Origin of the sequence: Cupriavidus gilardii (assembly GCF_017598945.1) — a bacterium.
In the GTDB taxonomy this organism is placed as follows: domain Bacteria; phylum Pseudomonadota; class Gammaproteobacteria; order Burkholderiales; family Burkholderiaceae; genus Cupriavidus; species Cupriavidus gilardii_E.
This window is the reverse complement of sequence record NZ_JAGFTW010000005.1, coordinates 94,148-111,594: the sequence shown is the minus strand read 5'-3', so window position 1 is coordinate 111,594 and position 17,447 is coordinate 94,148. Positions and strand designations below refer to the sequence as shown.

General features: G+C 67.4%; 19 protein-coding genes and 1 tRNA gene. 8 read left to right on the top strand and 12 right to left on the bottom strand.

What is annotated here, in order from left to right:
• The first annotated feature begins 88 nt into the window (after positions 1–88).
• From kynB to kynA, 3 genes are all read left to right on the top strand, one after another.
• Positions 89–751 carry an arylformamidase gene (kynB, locus tag J5T34_RS02835; RefSeq protein ID WP_208578459.1) on the top strand — a complete coding sequence of 221 codons (663 nt, stop codon included), beginning with the start codon at positions 89–91 and terminating at the stop codon, positions 749–751.
• A 79-nt stretch (positions 752–830) separates the two neighbouring features.
• On the top strand, positions 831–2,087 hold the full coding sequence (gene kynU / locus J5T34_RS02830; RefSeq protein ID WP_208578458.1) for a kynureninase: 1,257 nt from the start codon (positions 831–833) through the stop codon (positions 2,085–2,087).
• A gap of 64 nt (positions 2,088–2,151) precedes the next feature.
• Positions 2,152–3,012 carry a tryptophan 2,3-dioxygenase gene (kynA, locus tag J5T34_RS02825; protein WP_208578546.1) on the top strand — a complete coding sequence of 287 codons (861 nt, stop codon included), beginning with the start codon at positions 2,152–2,154 and terminating at the stop codon, positions 3,010–3,012.
• A gap of 30 nt (positions 3,013–3,042) precedes the next feature.
• Here the strand turns inward: kynA and J5T34_RS02820 are convergent, their stop codons facing one another.
• A complete protein-coding gene (locus J5T34_RS02820) occupies positions 3,043–3,870 on the bottom strand; it encodes an IclR family transcriptional regulator (protein ID WP_208578545.1) in 828 nt (275 codons plus the stop codon).
• 277 nt (positions 3,871–4,147) lie between these two features.
• On the opposite strand from J5T34_RS02820, the gene J5T34_RS02815 reads away from it, so the two are divergent.
• Positions 4,148–5,341 (top strand): acyl-CoA dehydrogenase, encoded by a 1,194-nt coding sequence (locus J5T34_RS02815; protein WP_006578460.1) that lies wholly within the window; start codon positions 4,148–4,150, stop codon positions 5,339–5,341.
• Between the two features lie 193 nt (positions 5,342–5,534).
• Here the strand turns inward: J5T34_RS02815 and J5T34_RS02810 are convergent, their stop codons facing one another.
• Complete coding sequence (locus J5T34_RS02810; protein ID WP_208578457.1) at positions 5,535–6,179, bottom strand: peroxiredoxin; 645 nt, start codon at positions 6,177–6,179, stop codon at positions 5,535–5,537.
• A gap of 406 nt (positions 6,180–6,585) precedes the next feature.
• Here J5T34_RS02810 and J5T34_RS02805 point away from each other — a divergent pair, with 406 nt between their 5' ends.
• From J5T34_RS02805 to J5T34_RS02790, 4 genes are all read left to right on the top strand, one after another.
• Positions 6,586–6,903 carry a DUF883 family protein gene (locus J5T34_RS02805; RefSeq protein ID WP_315904136.1) on the top strand — a complete coding sequence of 106 codons (318 nt, stop codon included), beginning with the start codon at positions 6,586–6,588 and terminating at the stop codon, positions 6,901–6,903.
• A gap of 181 nt (positions 6,904–7,084) precedes the next feature.
• Positions 7,085–7,462, top strand: coding sequence for a phage holin family protein (locus J5T34_RS02800; RefSeq protein WP_208578456.1), 378 nt, complete (start codon positions 7,085–7,087; stop codon positions 7,460–7,462).
• Positions 7,459–8,127: a DUF3318 domain-containing protein gene (locus J5T34_RS02795; protein WP_244258667.1), complete on the top strand. Its 669-nt coding sequence runs from the start codon at positions 7,459–7,461 to the stop codon at positions 8,125–8,127. The genes J5T34_RS02800 and J5T34_RS02795 overlap by 4 nt, the downstream gene beginning before the upstream one ends.
• Positions 8,128–8,263: 136 nt before the next feature.
• Positions 8,264–9,379, top strand: coding sequence for an AI-2E family transporter (locus J5T34_RS02790; protein WP_208578455.1), 1,116 nt, complete (start codon positions 8,264–8,266; stop codon positions 9,377–9,379).
• 88 nt (positions 9,380–9,467) lie between these two features.
• Here J5T34_RS02790 and J5T34_RS02785 read toward each other — a convergent pair.
• The 10 genes from J5T34_RS02785 to ybgC all read right to left on the bottom strand — a co-directional run bounded on the left by J5T34_RS02785 (position 9,468) and on the right by ybgC (position 17,197).
• Positions 9,468–9,543: transfer RNA gene (locus J5T34_RS02785), tRNA-Lys, on the bottom strand.
• A gap of 93 nt (positions 9,544–9,636) precedes the next feature.
• Positions 9,637–10,749: a YeeE/YedE family protein gene (locus tag J5T34_RS02780; RefSeq protein WP_208578453.1), complete on the bottom strand. Its 1,113-nt coding sequence runs from the start codon at positions 10,747–10,749 to the stop codon at positions 9,637–9,639.
• A 57-nt stretch (positions 10,750–10,806) separates the two neighbouring features.
• Positions 10,807–11,496, bottom strand: a complete 690-nt coding sequence (queC, locus tag J5T34_RS02775; protein WP_208578451.1) for a 7-cyano-7-deazaguanine synthase QueC — start codon at positions 11,494–11,496, stop codon at positions 10,807–10,809.
• Between the two features lie 177 nt (positions 11,497–11,673).
• Positions 11,674–12,432 carry a tol-pal system protein YbgF gene (gene ybgF / locus J5T34_RS02770; RefSeq protein ID WP_208578440.1) on the bottom strand — a complete coding sequence of 253 codons (759 nt, stop codon included), beginning with the start codon at positions 12,430–12,432 and terminating at the stop codon, positions 11,674–11,676.
• A gap of 53 nt (positions 12,433–12,485) precedes the next feature.
• Entirely contained in the window at positions 12,486–12,992 is a 507-nt protein-coding gene (gene pal / locus J5T34_RS02765) for a peptidoglycan-associated lipoprotein Pal (protein WP_432207621.1), read from the bottom strand.
• Between the two features lie 30 nt (positions 12,993–13,022).
• The gene (tolB, locus tag J5T34_RS02760; RefSeq protein WP_208578543.1) at positions 13,023–14,276 is read right to left on the bottom strand and encodes a Tol-Pal system beta propeller repeat protein TolB; all 1,254 of its coding nucleotides are present in this window, start codon (positions 14,274–14,276) and stop codon (positions 13,023–13,025) included.
• A gap of 323 nt (positions 14,277–14,599) precedes the next feature.
• Positions 14,600–15,598, bottom strand: coding sequence for a cell envelope integrity protein TolA (tolA, locus tag J5T34_RS02755; protein WP_208578438.1), 999 nt, complete (start codon positions 15,596–15,598; stop codon positions 14,600–14,602).
• Between the two features lie 51 nt (positions 15,599–15,649).
• On the bottom strand, positions 15,650–16,087 hold the full coding sequence (gene tolR / locus J5T34_RS02750) for a protein TolR (protein ID WP_149317785.1): 438 nt from the start codon (positions 16,085–16,087) through the stop codon (positions 15,650–15,652).
• A gap of 25 nt (positions 16,088–16,112) precedes the next feature.
• Positions 16,113–16,796 (bottom strand): protein TolQ, encoded by a 684-nt coding sequence (gene tolQ, locus J5T34_RS02745; RefSeq protein ID WP_174108784.1) that lies wholly within the window; start codon positions 16,794–16,796, stop codon positions 16,113–16,115.
• Positions 16,793–17,197 (bottom strand): tol-pal system-associated acyl-CoA thioesterase, encoded by a 405-nt coding sequence (gene ybgC, locus J5T34_RS02740; RefSeq protein WP_208578437.1) that lies wholly within the window; start codon positions 17,195–17,197, stop codon positions 16,793–16,795. Before ybgC ends, tolQ begins: the two co-directional genes overlap by 4 nt.
• Positions 17,198–17,447: the final 250 nt, after the last annotated feature.

Sequence of the window (17,447 nt, the reverse complement as noted above, 5' to 3'; positions counted from 1 at the left end):
TATCATGCCGGGATCGGCACCACCGCCGCCCGCTGCGGCCATTCCCATGAACCGCGGCAAAGCGCGAACACATCACGACAAGCGCCCCATGTCCGACGCCTTTTCCGCTTCTCCGCCCACGGCGCGCACGCTGTGGGACATCAGCCCGCCGCTGTCGCCGGCGACGCCGGTGTGGCCGGGCGACACGCCGTTCCAGCAGCAGAGCGCCTGGCAGATGGACGAGCACTGCCCGGTCAACGTCGGCCGCATCACGCTGTCGCCGCACACCGGCGCGCATGCGGATGCGCCGCTGCATTACGCGGCCGATGGCGCGCCGATCGGCGAGGTGGATCTGGACCCGTATCTGGGCCCGTGCCGCGTGATCCATTGCATCGGCGCCGCGCCGCTGGTCCGGCCCGAACAGGTGGCGGGCGCACTCGATGGCGTGCCGCCGCGCGTGCTGCTGCGCACCTACCGCAGCGCGCCGCTCGCCGCATGGGACCCGGATTTCTGCGCGGTGGCGCCGGAAACCATCGCGCTGCTGGCCGAACACGGCGTGCGGCTGATCGGCATCGACACACCGTCGCTGGACCCGCAGCAGTCCAAGACCATGGACGCGCACCGCATGGTGCGCCGGCACCGGATGGCGATTCTCGAAGGGCTGGTGCTCGACGCGGTGGCGCCGGGCGACTACGAACTGATCGCGCTGCCGCTGCGCTTTGCGCAGCTGGACGCCAGTCCGGTGCGTGCGGTGCTGCGCAGCCTGGGCTGAGCGCCCACCGCCCCGAACTTCCCGCATCGATCACGGTCGCCGCCCCGGCGGCGATCGGACAAACCTCATCAAGGAACCCATGACCGCAACTACCCGCGAGCAATGCCTGTCGCTGGACCGGCAAGACCCGTTGCGCCCGCTGCGCGACGCCTTCGCGCTGCCCGAGGGCGTGATCTATCTGGACGGCAATTCGCTGGGCGCCCGTCCGCATGCGGCCGCCGCGCGCGCCGCCCAGGTGGTCGAGCAGGAATGGGGCGAAGGCCTGATCCGCAGCTGGAACAGCGCCGGCTGGTTCGAGCTGCCGCAGCGCCTGGGCAATCTGCTCGCCCCGCTGGTCGGTGCCGGCCCGGACGAGGTCGTCGTCACCGACACCACCTCGGTCAATCTGTTCAAGGTGCTGGCCGCCGCGCTGCGCGTGCAGGGCCTGCGTGCTCCGGCACGCAAGGTGATCGTCTCCGAGCGCAGCAACTTCCCGACCGATCTGTATATCGCCCAGGGCCTGGCCGATCTGCTGCAGCAGGGCTATTCGCTGCGCCTGGTCGACAGCCCCGACGAGATCGACGCCGCGGTGCGCGACGATACCGCCGTGCTGATGCTGACCCACGTCAACTACAAGACCGGCGAAATGCTCGACATGGCGGCGCTGACCGAGCTCGCGCATGCGCGCGGCGCGCTGACGGTCTGGGATCTGGCGCATTCGGCGGGCGCGGTGCCGGTGGCGCTGCGCGAGTCCGGCGCGGACTACGCGGTCGGCTGCACCTACAAGTATCTGAACGGCGGTCCCGGTTCGCCGGCCTTCCTGTGGGTCGCGCCGGCGCTGCGCGACGCCTTCTGGCAGCCGCTGTCGGGCTGGTGGGGCCACGCCGCGCCGTTCGCGATGGAGCCCGACTATCGCCCACGCAGCGGCGTCTCGCGCTTCCTGTGCGGCACGCAGCCGATGACTTCGCTGGCGATGGTCGAATGCGGACTGGAAATCTTCGGCCGCACCGACATGCAGGCGCTGCGCGCCAAATCGCTGCAGCTGACCGACCTGTTCATCGCGCTGGTGGAAAGCCGCTGCGGCCATCATCCGCTGACGCTGGTCACGCCGCGTGAACACGCGCGCCGCGGCAGCCAGGTCAGCTTCGCCCATCCGCAGGGCTATGCGGTGATGCAGGCGCTGATCGAGCGCGGCGTGATCGGCGACTATCGCGAACCGCAGATCATCCGCTTCGGCTTCACGCCGCTCTACACTGGTTTTGCGGACGTCTGGGATGCGGTGGAAGTGCTGCGCGACGTGCTGGACAGCGGCGCCTACGAAGCGGCGCGCTTCCAGACGCGCACGGCGGTGACCTGAGCGGCGAGCGAACGAGATGACCATGCAATCCGATAACACCAGGGCCGGGCACGGCGGCTGCCCGATGTCCGGCGCGGCGGCCCGCCACGACGAGGCTTCCCGCGAGGGCGATTGGCACGGCGCCCAGCTCGACATGCGCCAGCAGATGAGCTACGGCGACTATCTGGCGCTCGACCAGATCCTCAACGCCCAGCATCCGCTGTCGCCCGACCACAACGAGATGCTGTTCATCGTCCAGCATCAGACCACCGAGCTGTGGATGAAGCTGATGCTGCATGAGCTGCGCGCCGCGCGCGACGCGGTGCGGCGCGACGATCTGCCGCCGGCGTTCAAGATGCTGACGCGGGTCTCGCGCATCATGGATCAGCTGGTGCAGGCGTGGAACGTGCTGGCGACGATGACGCCGCCGGAGTATTCGGCGATGCGGCCCTATCTCGGGATGTCGTCGGGCTTTCAGTCGTTCCAGTACCGCGAGATCGAATTCATCCTCGGCAACAAGAACGCCGCGATGCTGCGCCCGCATGCGCATCGTCCCGAGCACCATGCGCTGGTCGAGGAGGCGCTGCGCACGCCGTCGCTATACGACGAAGCGATCCGGCTGATGGCGCGGCGCGGCTTCGCCATCGACGCGGCATGCCTGGAGCGCAATTGGACGGAGCCTGCCGGCTACAACGCGTCCGTCGAGGCGGCCTGGCTCGAGGTCTATCGGCAGCCCGAGGCGAACTGGGAGCTGTACGAGCTCGGCGAGAAGTTCGTCGATCTGGAGGACGCCTTCCGCCAATGGCGCTTCCGCCATGTCACCACGGTCGAACGCGTGATCGGCTTCAAGCGCGGCACCGGCGGCACCGAGGGCGTCAGCTATCTGCGCAAGATGCTGGACATCGTGCTGTTCCCCGAACTGTGGAAGCTGCGCACCGACCTGTGAGGTCCGCCTGAAACGGCGGGGCCGCCGTGCTCAGCGCGCGGCCCCTGCCGCTCCTTCCGCCAGCCGCGCCGCCAGCGCGCGCAGCGCTGGCGCCAGCGTGTCGTGGAAGGCCGCCTCGTCGACGCTGCCATATGACGCGCTGCAACTGAGCATGTGGATGTCCTTCTCGCCGATCGGGCGGAACGCCACCGCGACGGCGTGAATGGCCGGGTGCCAATCGCGGAACGACGCCGCATAGCCGCGCTGCTCCGCCTCGGCCACCGCCGCCCGCATCGGCGCCTCCTGCGCCTTCCATTGCTCGGGATAGGCTTGCGCGAATTCGACCAGCAGCCGCTCGCGCTTCGGCCCGGGCAGCGCCGCCAGATAGGCGCGCCCCATCGAACTGGACACCAGCGACAACCGCGATCCCACGCCGAGCCCCAGCATCGAGCCGGCGTCGTTACGGATCGATTCCAGATAGATGACCTCCAGCCGCTCGCGCTTGCCGAGCGACACCGACACGCCATGCGTCTGCGCGAATGCCAGCATGTGCGGCCGCGCCAGCGCCACCACGTCGGAGGCCGACAGATAGGCGAAGCCCAGCGCCAGCACGCCGGCATCCAAGGCGTACTTGCCCAGGCTGTCGTCGTAGCGCAGATAGCCCAGTTGCACCAGCGTGCCGGCGAGGCGGCTGATGGTCGCCTTCGGCAGGCCGGTGCGCCGCACGAAATCCTGATTGCCGAGCATCGACTCGCCGGTGCGGAAGCAGCGCAGCAGCTCGAGGCCCCGCGCCAGCGCGGTGACGAAATTCGGATCGCTCTCGCGCACCGCGCGTTCGGGCCTGGCCTCGTCGGCAGCGGGGCCGGCGGCGGCGGACAGGCCCGCGGAAGAAAGCACGTCGGAGTTGGCCACGGCAGGCTCCTGGTTCGAATGGCGGTTCAAGGAAAGACGGATAAGGAAGACGGAACGCGGCCGGCCCTGTTGCCGGCCGGACGCTTTGCGCTATACTAACGCATCGGAACATGGTTCCGCAATGCGGAACTTCGCAAGCGGCCCGCCAGCAGCTGCGGCGGTCGACCTTGCCGATGCTTCGCCGACCCGATTCCAAGTCCAATCACGCTGACCCGCGTTCACCGTTCTACCGAAGGAGACCTCGATGGCCGCCAACGCCGAATTCCACTGGGCCGATCCCCTGCTGCTCGACCAGCAACTGACCGCCGACGAGCGCATGGTGCGCGACGCCGCCGCGGCCTATTGCCAGGACAAGCTGATGCCGCGCGTGCTGGAGTCGTTCCGGCATGAAAAGACCGACGCCACGATCTTTCGCGAGATGGGCGAACTCGGCCTGCTCGGCCCGACCATTCCCGAGCAGTACGGCGGCCCGGGGCTGAACTACGTCAGCTACGGCCTGATCGCGCGCGAAGTCGAGCGCGTCGATTCGGGCTATCGCTCGATGATGAGCGTGCAGTCGTCGCTGGTGATGGTGCCGATCTACGAATTCGGCAGCGAGGCGCAGAAGCAGAAATACCTGCCCAAGCTGGCCACCGGCGAATGGATCGGCTGCTTCGGCCTGACCGAGCCGAACCACGGCTCCGACCCGGGCTCGATGGTCACGCGCGCGAAGAAGGTCGACGGCGGCTACGAACTGAGCGGTGCCAAGATGTGGATCACCAACTCGCCGATCGCCGACGTGTTCGTGGTGTGGGCCAAGCTGATGGGCGAGGACGGCAAGGAAGCCATCCGCGGCTTCATCCTCGAAAAGGGATGGAAGGGCCTGAGCGCGCCGGCGATCCACGGCAAGGTCGGCCTGCGTACCTCGATCACCGGCGAAATCGTCATGGACCAGGTGTTCGTGCCGGAAGAGAACCTGATGCCGGGCGTCAGCGGCCTGAAGGGCCCGTTCACCTGCCTGAACTCGGCCCGCTATGGCATCGCCTGGGGCGCGCTGGGCGCCGCCGAATTCTGCTGGCATACCGCGCGTCAGTACACGCTGGACCGCAAGCAGTTCGGCCGCCCGCTGGCCGCGACCCAGCTGGTGCAGAAGAAGCTGGCCGACATGCAGACCGAAATCACGCTGGGCCTGCAGGGCTGCCTGCGCCTGGGCCGGATGAAGGACGAGGGCACCGCGGCGGTCGAGATCACCTCGATCATGAAGCGCAACTCCTGCGGCAAGTCGCTCGACATCGCTCGCGTGGCGCGCGACATGCTGGGCGGCAACGGCATCTCGGACGAGTTCGGCGTGATCCGCCATGTGGTCAACCTCGAGGTGGTCAACACCTACGAGGGCACGCACGACATCCACGCGCTGATCCTCGGCCGCGCGCAGACCGGCATCCAGGCCTTCTTCTGACCGGCCTTGCGCTGAACCGGGCCGGGCACGCAAGCACGGCCCAATAAAAAGGCCCGGCTGTCGCCGGGCCAAAGCACACTACCAAGGAGACGACGGGCGAACCCGTCGGTACGACACCGTTGCCGCCGCCCCGGCCCCGCTTGCGCCATGCGCACGATGCGGGCCTGGGGCGGCGTTTCTGTTTCTTGCGACGCTATTGCTGCTTGTCCGGCTGCGGGGTCATCCGCAGGTACGGGCGAATCGCCTTGTACCCCTTCGGGAACTTCTGCTTGATCACCTCTTCGTCCTTCAAGGACGGCACGATCACCACATCCTCGCCCTGCTGCCAGTTGCCCGGTGTCGCCACGCTGTGCTTGTCGGTCAGCTGCAGCGAGTCGATGACGCGCAGGATCTCGTTGAAGTTGCGGCCGGTGCTGGCCGGATAGGTGATGATCAGCCGCACCTTCTTGTTCGGATCGATCACGAACAGCGAACGCACGGTCAGCGTCTCGTTGGCGTTCGGATGGATCATGTCGTAGAGCTCGGACACCTTGCGGTCGGCGTCGGCCAGGATCGGGAAATTGACCTGGCAGCCCTGCGTCTCGTTGATGTCCTGGATCCAGCCCAGGTGCGACTCGACCGGGTCTACCGACAGCGCGATCGCCTTGACATTGCGCCTGGCGAACTCGTCCTTGAGCTTGGCCGTCAGCCCCAGTTCGGTGGTGCAGACCGGGGTGAAGTCCGCCGGATGGGAGAACAGCACGCCCCAGCTGTTGCCCAGCCATTCGTGAAAGCGGATGCGGCCTTCGCTGGAATCCTGTTCGAAGTCCGGCGCAATGTCGCCTAGCCTGAGTGCCATGGTTGCCTCCTTGCCTGTCGATCGTCAGTGTTTATCCAATGATGCTTGCCTCCGGGCCAGCCAGCGCCCGGACTCAGACCAGTCTATTCCGATTGCGGTGAGACACAAACAAATATAAAGTCACTACAACATCACGCGAAGTCATTTGCCGAATTCATCGTCGACGACTTCGGCGTGACGCCGAAACCCGCCGCCACCTCGCGATCCGGGGTCGCGCCAAACGGCGCGAGACGCCGACGGGCGCGCCGGCCGATCAAAATCGCCTAAGGTTTGCATCGCGCTGCGCCGATGTCCTACATGACTTGTAGGACTCGCTGTCTTGAAACCATTGCTGAGCGCCGCATATCCTAGGAATGCTTGGACCGCAGCAAGGCGAAGACACCCTACGAGAGCGAGGAAGGCCAACATGCAACTATCCGAAACAACCGCCCGCAACCAGGAGAAACTGATGAGCGATGTCAAAACCGTCCTGTCCGATGCCGAGGAGCTGCTCAAACAAGCCGCCTCGACCACCGGCGAGAAGGCCGCCGAACTGCGCGAGCGTGGCATGGGCCTGCTGAAGCAAGCCAAGGAAAAAGCGCAGGACCTGCAGGACGCCGTCGTCACCAAGAGCAAGGCCGCGGCCCGCGCCACCGACGACTACGTACACGACCATCCCTGGCGCGCGGTCGGCATCGCGGCCGGTGCCGGTCTGCTGATCGGGCTGCTGCTGAACCGCAAGTAATGCCAGCCGGCCGGGCGCACGGGATCCCTTGGGGTCCCGGTGCCCGACCGCGACTTGCCGGCCTTCGCGCCGACGCCCTCGGGCCCCGTTCGCGGGCGCCCCTGGCGCGCCGATGGCGCGGGCCCCCTCCTGCCGGGTGCCGCGACGCGGCGCATGACGACACTCCAATCAGCGGAACCGCATGACCGACACCTCCTCACCCAAGTTACTGGACTCGCTGCGCGCGCTGGGCAGCTCGGTGGCGGCGATGGTGCAGACCCGACTGGAACTGGCCAGCGTCGAACTGTCCGAGGAAAAATCGCGGCTGTTGCGCATGGCGCTGCTGGCGCTGGTCGGCCTGATCTTCTTCGGGCTCTCGCTGTTCGCGTTGACCGGCCTGGTCGTGCTGCTGTTCTGGGACAACTACCGGGTGCAGGCGCTGGGCGCGGTGGTCGTGGTCTATCTGCTGCTCAGCGCGATCTGCCTGCTTGCCGCACGCAACATCATCCGCAATTCGCCGCCGATGTTCGAAGCCACGCTGGCCGAAATCGACAAGGACCGGGAGAGCCTGCGCCAATGACACCGACCCCCGCTCCGACGCCGGCCGCTTCTCCGGCCGCCTCTCCGGCCGCTTCTCCGGACTCTACTCCGCCCCCTGCGCGGACCGCCCCCGCCACGGCACCTTCGGCCGACGCCTACGCCACGCCGTCGGCCACCGCGCTGAACGATGCCGGACTGCCGCCGATGCCGCCGACCGGCGTCGGCGCGCGCACCGCGAGTTCCGAACCGCCGGCACGCCGGCGCACGGGGAGCGAAGTGCGGCTGCCGCTGGCCGTCCGCAAGGAATTGCTGATCACGCGTGCGGCGCTCGAGCGCTACGATTGCGCCCAATCGCTCGCCGACGTGCGTGCCAGCGTCCGCAACATCGGCCGCATCGGGGCCTGGCTGCCGCGCATGGCGCGGCCGCAATCGATGTGGAAACTGCTCGGCATGGCCAAGGACTATCCGGTCATGAGCTCGGCGCTGTCGCTGGCGCTGCCGCTGATGCGGCGCGTGCCGGTACTGCGCTGGGGCTGGAAGCTGTCCAAGCTGGGCGCGGTAGCGGGCGCCGGATATTGGGCCTACCGGACCTGGCAGCAAGCGCGCGCGCAGACACCGGAAGGCAATGTCCCTGCACCAGCCCCCGCCCGTGGCGACGCCCCCGCGCGCACCGATACCGGCTTTCACGATCCGCTGGTACGCTGAGCCGTCGCGCCCCGGCGCGGGACACCAGATACCACTGGCATCCGCACGGGCCGCCGGCTCGCCAGCCGGTCGCCGATCCTTCGCCGATCCTTCGCCCATCCATCTCGTGTCTTCGACACCTCGACACTGAACCGCCATGCACCAGAAGGCCTTCTACCTGCTGTTGGCCATCGTCACCATCGCCTTCTTCTGGGTGCTTCAGCCGTTTTTCGGCGCGGTATTCTGGGGCGTGATCCTGGCGATCATCTTCACCCCGCTGAACAATCTGTTGACGCGCAAGATGCGCGGCCATCCGAACCTGGCAGCGCTGATCACGCTGCTGCTGTGCCTGCTGGTGGTGGTGCTGCCGATGTTCCTGGTCACCGCCTCGCTGCTCAATGAAACCACCGCGGTGGTGCACCAGATCCGCTCCGGCCATATCAATTTCACCGCCTACTTCGAGCAGGCCGTGGCCGCGCTGCCGTCGACGATCAATACCGCGCTGACACGGCTCGAGCTGAACGACGTCGCCTCGATCCAGGAAAAGCTCGCCACCGCCGCCGGCCAGATCAGCCAATACCTGGCGACGCAGGCGCTCAGCATCGGCCAGAACACGTTCCAGTTCGTCATCAGCTTCGGCGTGATGCTCTATCTGCTGTTCTTCCTGCTGCGCGACGGCGCCAGGCTGACGCGCAGGATCCGCCTGGCGCTGCCGCTCAGCGAAGAACACAAGCAGATGCTGCTGCTCAAGTTCACCGGCGTGATCCGCGCCACGATCAAGGGCAATCTCGCCGTCGCCGCGCTGCAGGGCCTGCTCGGCGGCGTGCTGTTCGCCGTATTGGGCATTCAGGGCGCGGTGCTGTGGGGCGTGGTGATGGCGGTGCTGTCGCTGCTGCCCGCGGTCGGCGCGGGCCTGATCTGGGGGCCGGTCGCGATCTATTTCCTGCTGACCGGCGTGATCTGGAAGGGCATCACCGTGATCGCGTTCGGCGCGCTGGTGATCGGCGCGGTCGACAACGTGCTGCGCCCCATTCTGGTCGGCAAGGACACCAAGATGCCCGACTGGGTGATCCTGATCTCGACGCTGGGCGGCATGGCGCTGTTCGGCATCAACGGCTTCGTGATCGGACCGCTGATTGCCGCGCTGTTCATCGCCAGCTGGGATCTGTTCGTGTCGATGCGGGAGACGGAGTCGAACACCACGCCGAAGGTCCCGCCCACGCCGCCCACGCCCCCTACCCCGCCTACGCAACCGCCAGCCCCGGGCCGCTGAAGCCGCGGCCGGCGCGGCGCCATGCAAGACGCGCCCACGTAAAACTAAAAGGGCCTGTGACTTGCGCCACAGGCCCTTCTTCAATACCTGGTGGGTCGTGCAGGATTCGAACCTGCGACCAACGGATTAAAAGTCCGCTGCTCTACCGGCTGAGCTAACGACCCGAAAAAACCGAAGCCGCGATTATAGTCAGCCTCGCTTGATCATGTCAACGGCAATGCCCTTGGCCGCACGCTGGCGCCCCCCACCGGACGGGCTCAGGCCATCCGTTCCAGCCGCCACATCTGGTAGCGGAACGCCAGCACCGCGCCGAGCAGAATTCCGGCCAGCGCGATGAACGAACCGATCGCCAGCGTCGATACGCCGGACAGCCCCTGCCCGATCGTGCAGCCCAGCGCGGTCACACCGCCGGCGCCCATCAGGATGCCGCCGACGATATGGTTGGCGACGTCCTCGGCATTGCCGAAGCCTTCCCACCGGAACGTGCGCGAGGCCAGCGCATAGGCCGCCGCGCCGGCGATCACGCCGATCACGCTGACGATGCCGACGGTCAGCACCTTGCTCTTGTCGCTGAACATCATCAGCCAGTCCAGCGTATAGGCATACGGCGCGACGAAGCTCAGGCTTTCCATGCGGCCGCTGTTGGTGGCGACGAATACCTCTTCCAGCGTGTTCGGATCCTCGGGCACGAAGCCGAGATGGCCCGACACGTACCACATCGCCACGATGATCAGGCCGACCGCGATGCCGCCGAGCAGATTGTCGAAGGTGCGAAAGCCCTTGCCGGCCAGCGCCCACAGCGACAGCACGCCGCCGAGCAGCAACCCCAGCACCAGCTGCAGCGTGCCGCGCGACAAGCCCGTCTGGGCCAGCAGCGACGGCAGGTCCTGCGAGGTCGGCAGCTGCACCGCCACCGCGTCGACGGTATTGACGCGGATCACGCCGAACAGGCCGCGCAGCGTCATATAGGCCGACAGGCCCAGAAACACGAACACCACCAGCGACTTCAGATTGCCGGCGCCGATCCGCACCAGCGTCTTGCTGCCGCAGCCCGATGCCAGCACCATGCCGAAGCCGAACAGCAGCCCGCCGACCAGTGCTGACACCCACGCCAGCTTGTCGGCCGCATAGATGGTCCGGGCCGGATCGATCTGGCCCGACCACGCCAGCACGCCGGTGCCGATCATGGCAACGCCGATCGCCAGCACCCACATGCGCATGCGGGTCCAGTCGCCCATGTTGACGATGTCGGAGACGGCGCCCATGGTGCAGAAGTGCGTACGCTGCAGCACCGCCCCGAACAGGAACGTCAGGGCGAAGGTGCAGACCAGCACGGTGCGCGTCAGCGCGGGGACGTCGATTTCAGGCATGGCGGTTGGCCGGTGGCAGGACGATAAGAGGCAAGCGGAACAGCGGGTCCAGGGCGATCAGGACGCCGGGGCATTCTGATAGCGGGTCGGGTCCGGCACGCCGGCGGCCTCGAAGCCCGCCCGGCGGATCCGGCAGGAATCGCAGACGCCGCAGGCGCGGCCCTGCTCGTCCGCCTGATAGCACGACACGGTCATGCCGTAGTCGACCCCAAGCCGGACACCGGCCTGGATGATCTCGGCCTTGGTCATATCGATGATCGGTGCGTGGACCCGAATGCGCTCGCCCTCGACGCCGGCCTTGGTGGCCAGGTTGGCCAGCGCTTCATAGGCCTGCACATATTCCGGACGGCAATCGGGATAGCCCGAATAATCGACCGCATTGGCGCCGAAGAACAGGTCGCGGCCGCCGATCGCCTCGGCCCAGCCAAGGGCCAGCGACAGCATGATGGTGTTGCGTGCGGGCACGTACGTGACGGGGATGCCGCCGGCCGCGCCATCGGTCGGCACGTCCAGCGTGTCGTCGGTCAGCGCCGAGCCGCCGAAGCGGCGCAGATCCAGGTCGACGATCTCGTGCCGCTTCGCGCCCAGCGCGGCGGCGACACGCCTGGCCGCCTCCAGTTCGGACGAATGCCGCTGGCCATAGCGCATCGACAGCGCATAGGTTTCGAAGCCCTGGGCATTGGCCATGGCAAGCACGGTGGCGGAGTCCAGACCGCCGGAAAGCAGGACGATTGCGCGTTGGGTCATCTCGGATTGGCGCGTGCCGGGTAACGCGCGAAGCGCCAGCCGGCCTTCGCGGTAAATCGGGTAACCCGTTATTTTAGCGCGGCCACGAAAAAAGGCCCGCTTGCGCGGGCCTTCGGCATCCTTGCACACGTCGCCCCGCGAACGCCGGGACGAAGGGGACGAGGGGACCAGGGGACGTTACTTCAGCGTCTTCAGCCGGTTGCTGGCCGCCTGCGCGCCCTCGGTGCCGGGATACTTGGCCACCACCTGCTCGAGCGTCTTGCGCGCCGCCGGCTTCTGGTTCGATTCCAGCTGGTTGTTGGCGATCGCGATCATCGCGTCGGGCACCTTGGGGTGCGTCGGGTTGGCCTGCACCATGTTCTGCAGCACCGTGATCGAGCCGCGGTAGTCGCGCTGGGCGTACAGCGAATTGCCCAGCCAGTACTGCGCCAGCGGCAGATACGGGCTCTGCGGATACTTCTTGATGAAGGCCGAGAAGTTGGCGCCGGCACCCTTGAAGTCCCCGGTCTGGAACTGCTTGAGCGCGGCGTCGTACTCGGTCTTCTCGCCCGGCTGGGCCAGGCCCTGCTGGCCTTCCACGGTGACCTGCTGCGGCTCGAACTTCTTGAGCCGCGCGTCCAGGTCCGCGTAGTAGTCCTTCTGCTGGCGCTGCAGATTGGCCACCTCGTTCTGCAGCACCTCGTTCTGGCCCCGCAGCCGCGCCACTTCCTGGCGCAGCCCTTCGAGCTGGTTCTGGATATCGATCTGGGCGCGGCTGTTCTGGTCGATCCGCTGCGAGGCAGTGGCCTGGAAGCCATTGAACTGCTCTCGCAGCGTGATGATGGCGCGACGCGCCTCGTCATCGTCGAAGACACCGGCCTGCGCCTGGGCGGCCGGCAACAGGCCGGCACAAACTGCGGCGACTAGCCACGACAGAGTAAAGACGCGTGCTTTCATGGATCGACTTTCTTCAGCGCAGGATCAACGGATCGAAATGATTCCAGACCGTATCAATACACGATATCGGCGCGGCGGTTCTCTGCCCACGACGCTTCGTCATGACCGGTCGCCTTCGGCTTTTCCTTGCCCAGGCTGACCGCTTCCATCTGGCTCTCGGGCACGCCCATGGTCGCCAGCGAACGGCGCACCGCCTCGGCACGCTTCTGGCCCAGCGCCAGGTTGTACTCGCTGGTACCGCGCTCGTCGGTGTTGCCCTGGATCAGGATGCGGCGGCTGCGGTTGCCCTGCAGGTACTTGGCGTGCTCGTTCAGCATGCCCTGGTATTCCGGCTTGACGCTGTAGCTGTCGAAGTCGAAGTAGACGCTGCGGCGCGCCAGCGGGCTGTTCGGGTCGTTCAGCGGATCGCGCGAGACGTCGACCGGCGCGACGGCGCGCGGGTCGGTGGTCGAGGCGCCGCCGGTGCCGGCACCGGCCTTGGCGGAGTCGTCGAGCTTGACGCCCGACGAGCAGGCGCCGAGGGTCAGCAGAACGGCGATGGCGAGAGACTTGGTGATCATGTTGGACATGGTAGGAGGCTCCTGTTTCTGTTATTGCATGAAGGGTCCCCAGGACGGCTCGCGAACCTCGCCGGACTGGAGCGACAAAACCTGCTTGGTACGTCCATCGGTCGACACCGCCGCCAGCACCGCGCGACCGCCGACGCGAGTGGCGTAGAGAATGTACTTGCCGTTGGCGGCGAAGCTCGGCGCCTCGTCGTTGGCCGTGTCGGTCAGCGCGGTGACATCGCCGCTGGCCAGATCCATCAGTTGCAGCTTGAAACCGCCGCCGCGGCTAATGTACGCCAGCTGCTTGCCGTCCGGCGAGATCCGCGGGCTGACGTTGTAGTTGCCCTTGAAGGTCACGCGCTGCGCGGCGCCCGACTCTTCGCCGGCGGCCGGCATGCGGTAGATCTGCGGCGCGCCCCCGCGGTCGCTGGTGAAGTAGATGGAGCGGCCGTCCGGCGAATACTGCGGCTCGGTATCGATCGCGCTGCTGCGGGTCAGGCGGCGCAGCCCCGAACCGTCGGCGTTGACCTGATAGATCTGCGTATTGCCGTCGCGCGACAGCGCCAGCGCCAGATGGCGGCCATCGGGCGACCATGCCGGGGCGCTGTTGTTGCCCTTCTGGTTCGACACCAGCGTGCGGCGCCCCGTGGCCAGGTCATGCACATAGACCACCGGCTTCTTCGCCTCGAACGAGACATAGGCCACCTTGGCGCCGTCCGGCGACCACGACGGCGAGATGATCGGCTCGTTGCTGGTCAGCGCGACGCGCGAGTTCTGACCGTCGGAGTCGGAGATCAACAGCTGGAAGCGGTTGCCGACGCGCGAGACATAGGACAGCCGGGTCGCGAACACGCCGCGCTCGCCCAGCAGCTTCTCGTAGATATAGTCGGCGATCTTGTGCGCGGTCACGCGCAGCTGGTCCTGGCCGACGGTAAAGGCGAGACCGCCCAGGCTGGCGCCCTTGACGGTGTCGTACAGGCGGAAGCGCACCTCGTAGCGCCCGCCGCCGGCCGGCGTCACGCTGCCGGCGACGAAGGCGTCGGCGCCGCGGGTCTTCCAGCCGGCCAGATCGACGTTGGCGGTCTCGGCCACGGTCGCGCCGGCCACGTCGACGTTGCGGAAACGCCCGCTGCGTTGCAGGTCGGCGCGGATGATCGCGGTCAGGTTGGTCGGCGCCGCGCCTTCATTCTGGAAGTTGGCGACGGCGATCGGGAACTGGCTGGAGCCGACGCCCGAGATTTCGACGTTCAGCTGGGCGTGAGCCGTGCCCATCGTCAGCATCATGGCCAGCGCCATGGTGATCCAGGCCAGCACGGCCGAACGGCCGGTGCGCCGGTTGGTGAGGGTCGTGGCCGGGGTGCCGCGGCGGGCGTCGGTCGCCCGATAGGCGAAGCCCCCATGGGCCGGACGGGCCAAATGAGCCAAAAGCGGGGCCAAAAGCGATCGCATGCTGCTCCTCTATCTAGATCGAGATCGTCAATCGATGCATCGGACGCGTCGGCAACGGCGCGCGGAGCGAGGCGCCGCCGGGCCGCGTCGGGCAACCGTGGATGGTAGCCAGCCGCCCGGCAGGCAGCGATCCCGGTTGCACTATGTTGCAAATCATACGCTTCCCCGCCTCAGTCCTTGGGCCGGAAAGTGATCGTGAAGCTCGACGGCGCCTTGCCGTTGTCGTCGCGCGGCAGCGGGTCGGAACGCTCGACCGCGCGCAGCACGGCGTTGTCCCAGGCCGAATTGCCGCTTGACTTGGACAGGCGGGCCGACAGCAGCGAACCGTCCGGCGCCAGCGACACCGACACCACGGCGGTCGGATTGCCCTGCACGTCCTCGGTAAACACGATGTTCGGCTTGACGCGGCGGCGCACCTTGTCGGCGTAGCCTGGCGAGGCGCGGCCGCCCGACCCGGCGTTCTCGGAAGTGCCGCCGCCCGAGCCGCTGCCGCCGGCCAGCGCCTTCAGGCGGGCCAGTTCGGCCTGGCGCTGCGCATTGGCGGCGGCCTCGCGCTTGGCCTTGGCTTCGGCATCGGCCTTGGCTTTTGCCTTGGCCTCGGCGTCGGCCTTGGCCTTCTTCGCCTGCTCTTCCTTGCGCTCGCGCTCGGCCTGCTCCTTGCGCTTCTGCTCGTCGGCGCGCTGCTGGTCTTCCTTGCGCTGCGCCTCTTTCCGCTGTTCTTCCTTGCGCTGCTCTTCCTTGCGCAGGGCTTCCTTGCGTTGTTCTTCCTTGCGCTGCGCCTCGCGGCGTTCGGCCGCCTCGCGTTCCTCGCGCTCCTGGCGCGCCTTCAGCTCGGCCTGCTTGCGCGCGGCTTCCCGCTGCTCGGCTTCGCGGCGCTTCTGGCGCTCGAGCGCGATGTCGGCGTCTTCTTCCGGCTTGGGCTGCGCCACGGGCGCAGGCGGCGCCGGGGTCGGCTGCGGCTGCGGGCGCGGCGCGGGCTCCGGGGCCGGGGTATCGGGGACTTCCTCCCACAACTCGGCTTCGACGCCGGCCGGGGTGCTGATCTGCCAATTGACACCGTAATACAGCACGATGGCCAGCAGCAGATGCATGAAGAGCGCCAGCAGGAAGGAGCGCAGCGTGCCGCGTTCCTTGACCGGCTGATACGGATAGGAGTCGGCGGTCTTCATGGGAAAGGCTAACGGCAAGGTTCCGGGCGACATCCGGTCGTCATCCAGCGGTTACTTGGACTTGACCATCAGGCCGACGCGCTTGACGCCATCGGCCTTCAGTTCGGACATCACGTCGAGCACCGCCTCGTACTTGACCGCACGGGCGGCGGCGATCACCACCGGCTGGTCCGGGTTCTCGTTCTGGCGCTGGTGCACGAAGTCCAGCAGGCCCTTGGTGTCGAGCTTGCGCTCGAACGAGGCGCCCTCCGGGCTCTTGCCGCGCGCGGTCAGCGTGCCGTCCTCGTGCACGGTGACGACGATCGGCGGGGTTTTCTGCTGCGGCGTGGCGTCGGCCACGGTCGGCAGGTCCACCACGGCGGGGCTGACGATCGGCGCCGCCACCATGAAGATGACGAGCAGAACCAGCATCACGTCGATATACGGCACGACGTTGATGTCGGCACTGGCCCGGCGGCGCGAGCCGCCGCGGCGCTGAATGGCTGCCATGCTGCGCTTCTCCTTGGCCTGGCCTTCAGCGGGTCTGCCGCTGCAGGATGTTGAGGAATTCTTCCATGAAGCTCTCGAAGCGGATCGCCAGACGGTCGATCTCGGTCGCGTAGCGGTTGTACGCGATCACGGCCGGAATCGCGGCGAACAGGCCGATCGCGGTGGCGACCAGCGCTTCGGCGATGCCGGGCGCGACCGAGGCCAGCGTCGCCTGCTGGACGTTGGACAGGCCGCGGAAGGCGTTCATGATGCCCCAGACCGTGCCGAACAGACCGATATACGGGCTGACCGAGCCCACCGAGGCGAGGAACGGCAGGTGGGATTCGAGCACGTCCATCTCGCGCTGGTAGGCCGCGCGCATCGCGCGGCGGGCCGCGTCGAGCAGCGCGCCGGCGTCGTTGCTGCGCTCGCGCGCCTTCAGGTATTCGCCCATGCCGGATTCGAAGATCCGCTCGAGCGCGCCGGTGCTGTGCCGGTTGTTGGCCGCGCTGTGATACAGCGCCTGCAGATCGCCGCCCGCCCAGAAATCGCGCTCGAAGCCTTCGGTCTGGGTGCGCGCGGCGCGCAGCGCCATGTGCTTGCGGAAAATATAGGTCCAGGAGAACAGGGACATGACGACCAGCAAGGCCATCACGGCCTGCGCCAGGAAGCTGGCGTGCAGCACCAGCGTAAGGATCGACATGTCTTGCGTGACGGTCACGGGATTCATCGAGCGGTCTTGATGGTTGCGAGGACGGGTGCGGGAATCGGGGCCGGGCGGAAGCTGTCGCGGTCCACGCATCCCACCCGGATCGTGCCCGCGGCCAGCATCTGCTCCCCGCGCCACGCTTCCTGGGCGAATTGGACCGAGGCCGGCCCGACCCGTTCAATACGGGTGCGGATCTCCAGCAGATCGTCCAGCCGGGCGGGCGCATTGTATTCCACCGCCGTGCTGCGCACGACAAAGACCACGCCGGATTCGTCGGCGAGGGCCTGCTGCTCGATACCGAGCGCGCGCAGCCATTCGGTGCGCGCGCGTTCGAAAAACTTGAGGTAGTTGGCGTAGAACACCACCCCGCCGGCGTCCGTGTCTTCCCAGTAGACGCGCAGGGGCCATACGAAATTCTTCATGGCCGCGATTGTAACGGACGCGGGCGCGGCTTCGGTGTCACACGGCGTCCGACAACGCAACGCCGGGCCGTCCGACAGACGAACGCCCCCTTCATCGCCCGCCAGGCCCCGCGCCAGGCGGCCCGGCCGGCTTGCGGCGAGCCTGTGCCTCGCGTAAACTCCGGCCAACCATTCCACCTTGCGCGACTGGCGAAGTCAGTGGGCACTACCACGAGGAAGCGCAAGATCTCTGGCGCCAAGCCACCGGAAG

Coding starts and splice junctions, on each gene's coding strand:
- kynB (WP_208578459.1), top strand. CDS start 89: ATGTCCGACGCCTTTTCCGCTTCTCCGCCCACGGCGCGCACGCTGTGG.
- kynU (WP_208578458.1), top strand. CDS start 831: ATGACCGCAACTACCCGCGAGCAATGCCTGTCGCTGGACCGGCAAGAC.
- kynA (WP_208578546.1), top strand. CDS start 2,152: ATGTCCGGCGCGGCGGCCCGCCACGACGAGGCTTCCCGCGAGGGCGAT.
- J5T34_RS02815 (WP_006578460.1), top strand. CDS start 4,148: ATGGCCGCCAACGCCGAATTCCACTGGGCCGATCCCCTGCTGCTCGAC.
- J5T34_RS02810 (WP_208578457.1), bottom strand. CDS start 6,179: ATGGCACTCAGGCTAGGCGACATTGCGCCGGACTTCGAACAGGATTCC.
- J5T34_RS02805 (WP_315904136.1), top strand. CDS start 6,586: ATGCAACTATCCGAAACAACCGCCCGCAACCAGGAGAAACTGATGAGC.
- J5T34_RS02800 (WP_208578456.1), top strand. CDS start 7,085: ATGACCGACACCTCCTCACCCAAGTTACTGGACTCGCTGCGCGCGCTG.
- J5T34_RS02795 (WP_244258667.1), top strand. CDS start 7,459: ATGACACCGACCCCCGCTCCGACGCCGGCCGCTTCTCCGGCCGCCTCT.
- J5T34_RS02790 (WP_208578455.1), top strand. CDS start 8,264: ATGCACCAGAAGGCCTTCTACCTGCTGTTGGCCATCGTCACCATCGCC.
- J5T34_RS02780 (WP_208578453.1), bottom strand. CDS start 10,749: ATGCCTGAAATCGACGTCCCCGCGCTGACGCGCACCGTGCTGGTCTGC.
- queC (WP_208578451.1), bottom strand. CDS start 11,496: ATGACCCAACGCGCAATCGTCCTGCTTTCCGGCGGTCTGGACTCCGCC.
- ybgF (WP_208578440.1), bottom strand. CDS start 12,432: ATGAAAGCACGCGTCTTTACTCTGTCGTGGCTAGTCGCCGCAGTTTGT.
- pal (WP_432207621.1), bottom strand. CDS start 12,992: ATGATCACCAAGTCTCTCGCCATCGCCGTTCTGCTGACCCTCGGCGCC.
- tolB (WP_208578543.1), bottom strand. CDS start 14,276: ATGGCGCTGGCCATGATGCTGACGATGGGCACGGCTCACGCCCAGCTG.
- tolA (WP_208578438.1), bottom strand. CDS start 15,598: ATGAAGACCGCCGACTCCTATCCGTATCAGCCGGTCAAGGAACGCGGC.
- tolR (WP_149317785.1), bottom strand. CDS start 16,087: ATGGCAGCCATTCAGCGCCGCGGCGGCTCGCGCCGCCGGGCCAGTGCC.
- tolQ (WP_174108784.1), bottom strand. CDS start 16,796: ATGAATCCCGTGACCGTCACGCAAGACATGTCGATCCTTACGCTGGTG.
- ybgC (WP_208578437.1), bottom strand. CDS start 17,197: ATGAAGAATTTCGTATGGCCCCTGCGCGTCTACTGGGAAGACACGGAC.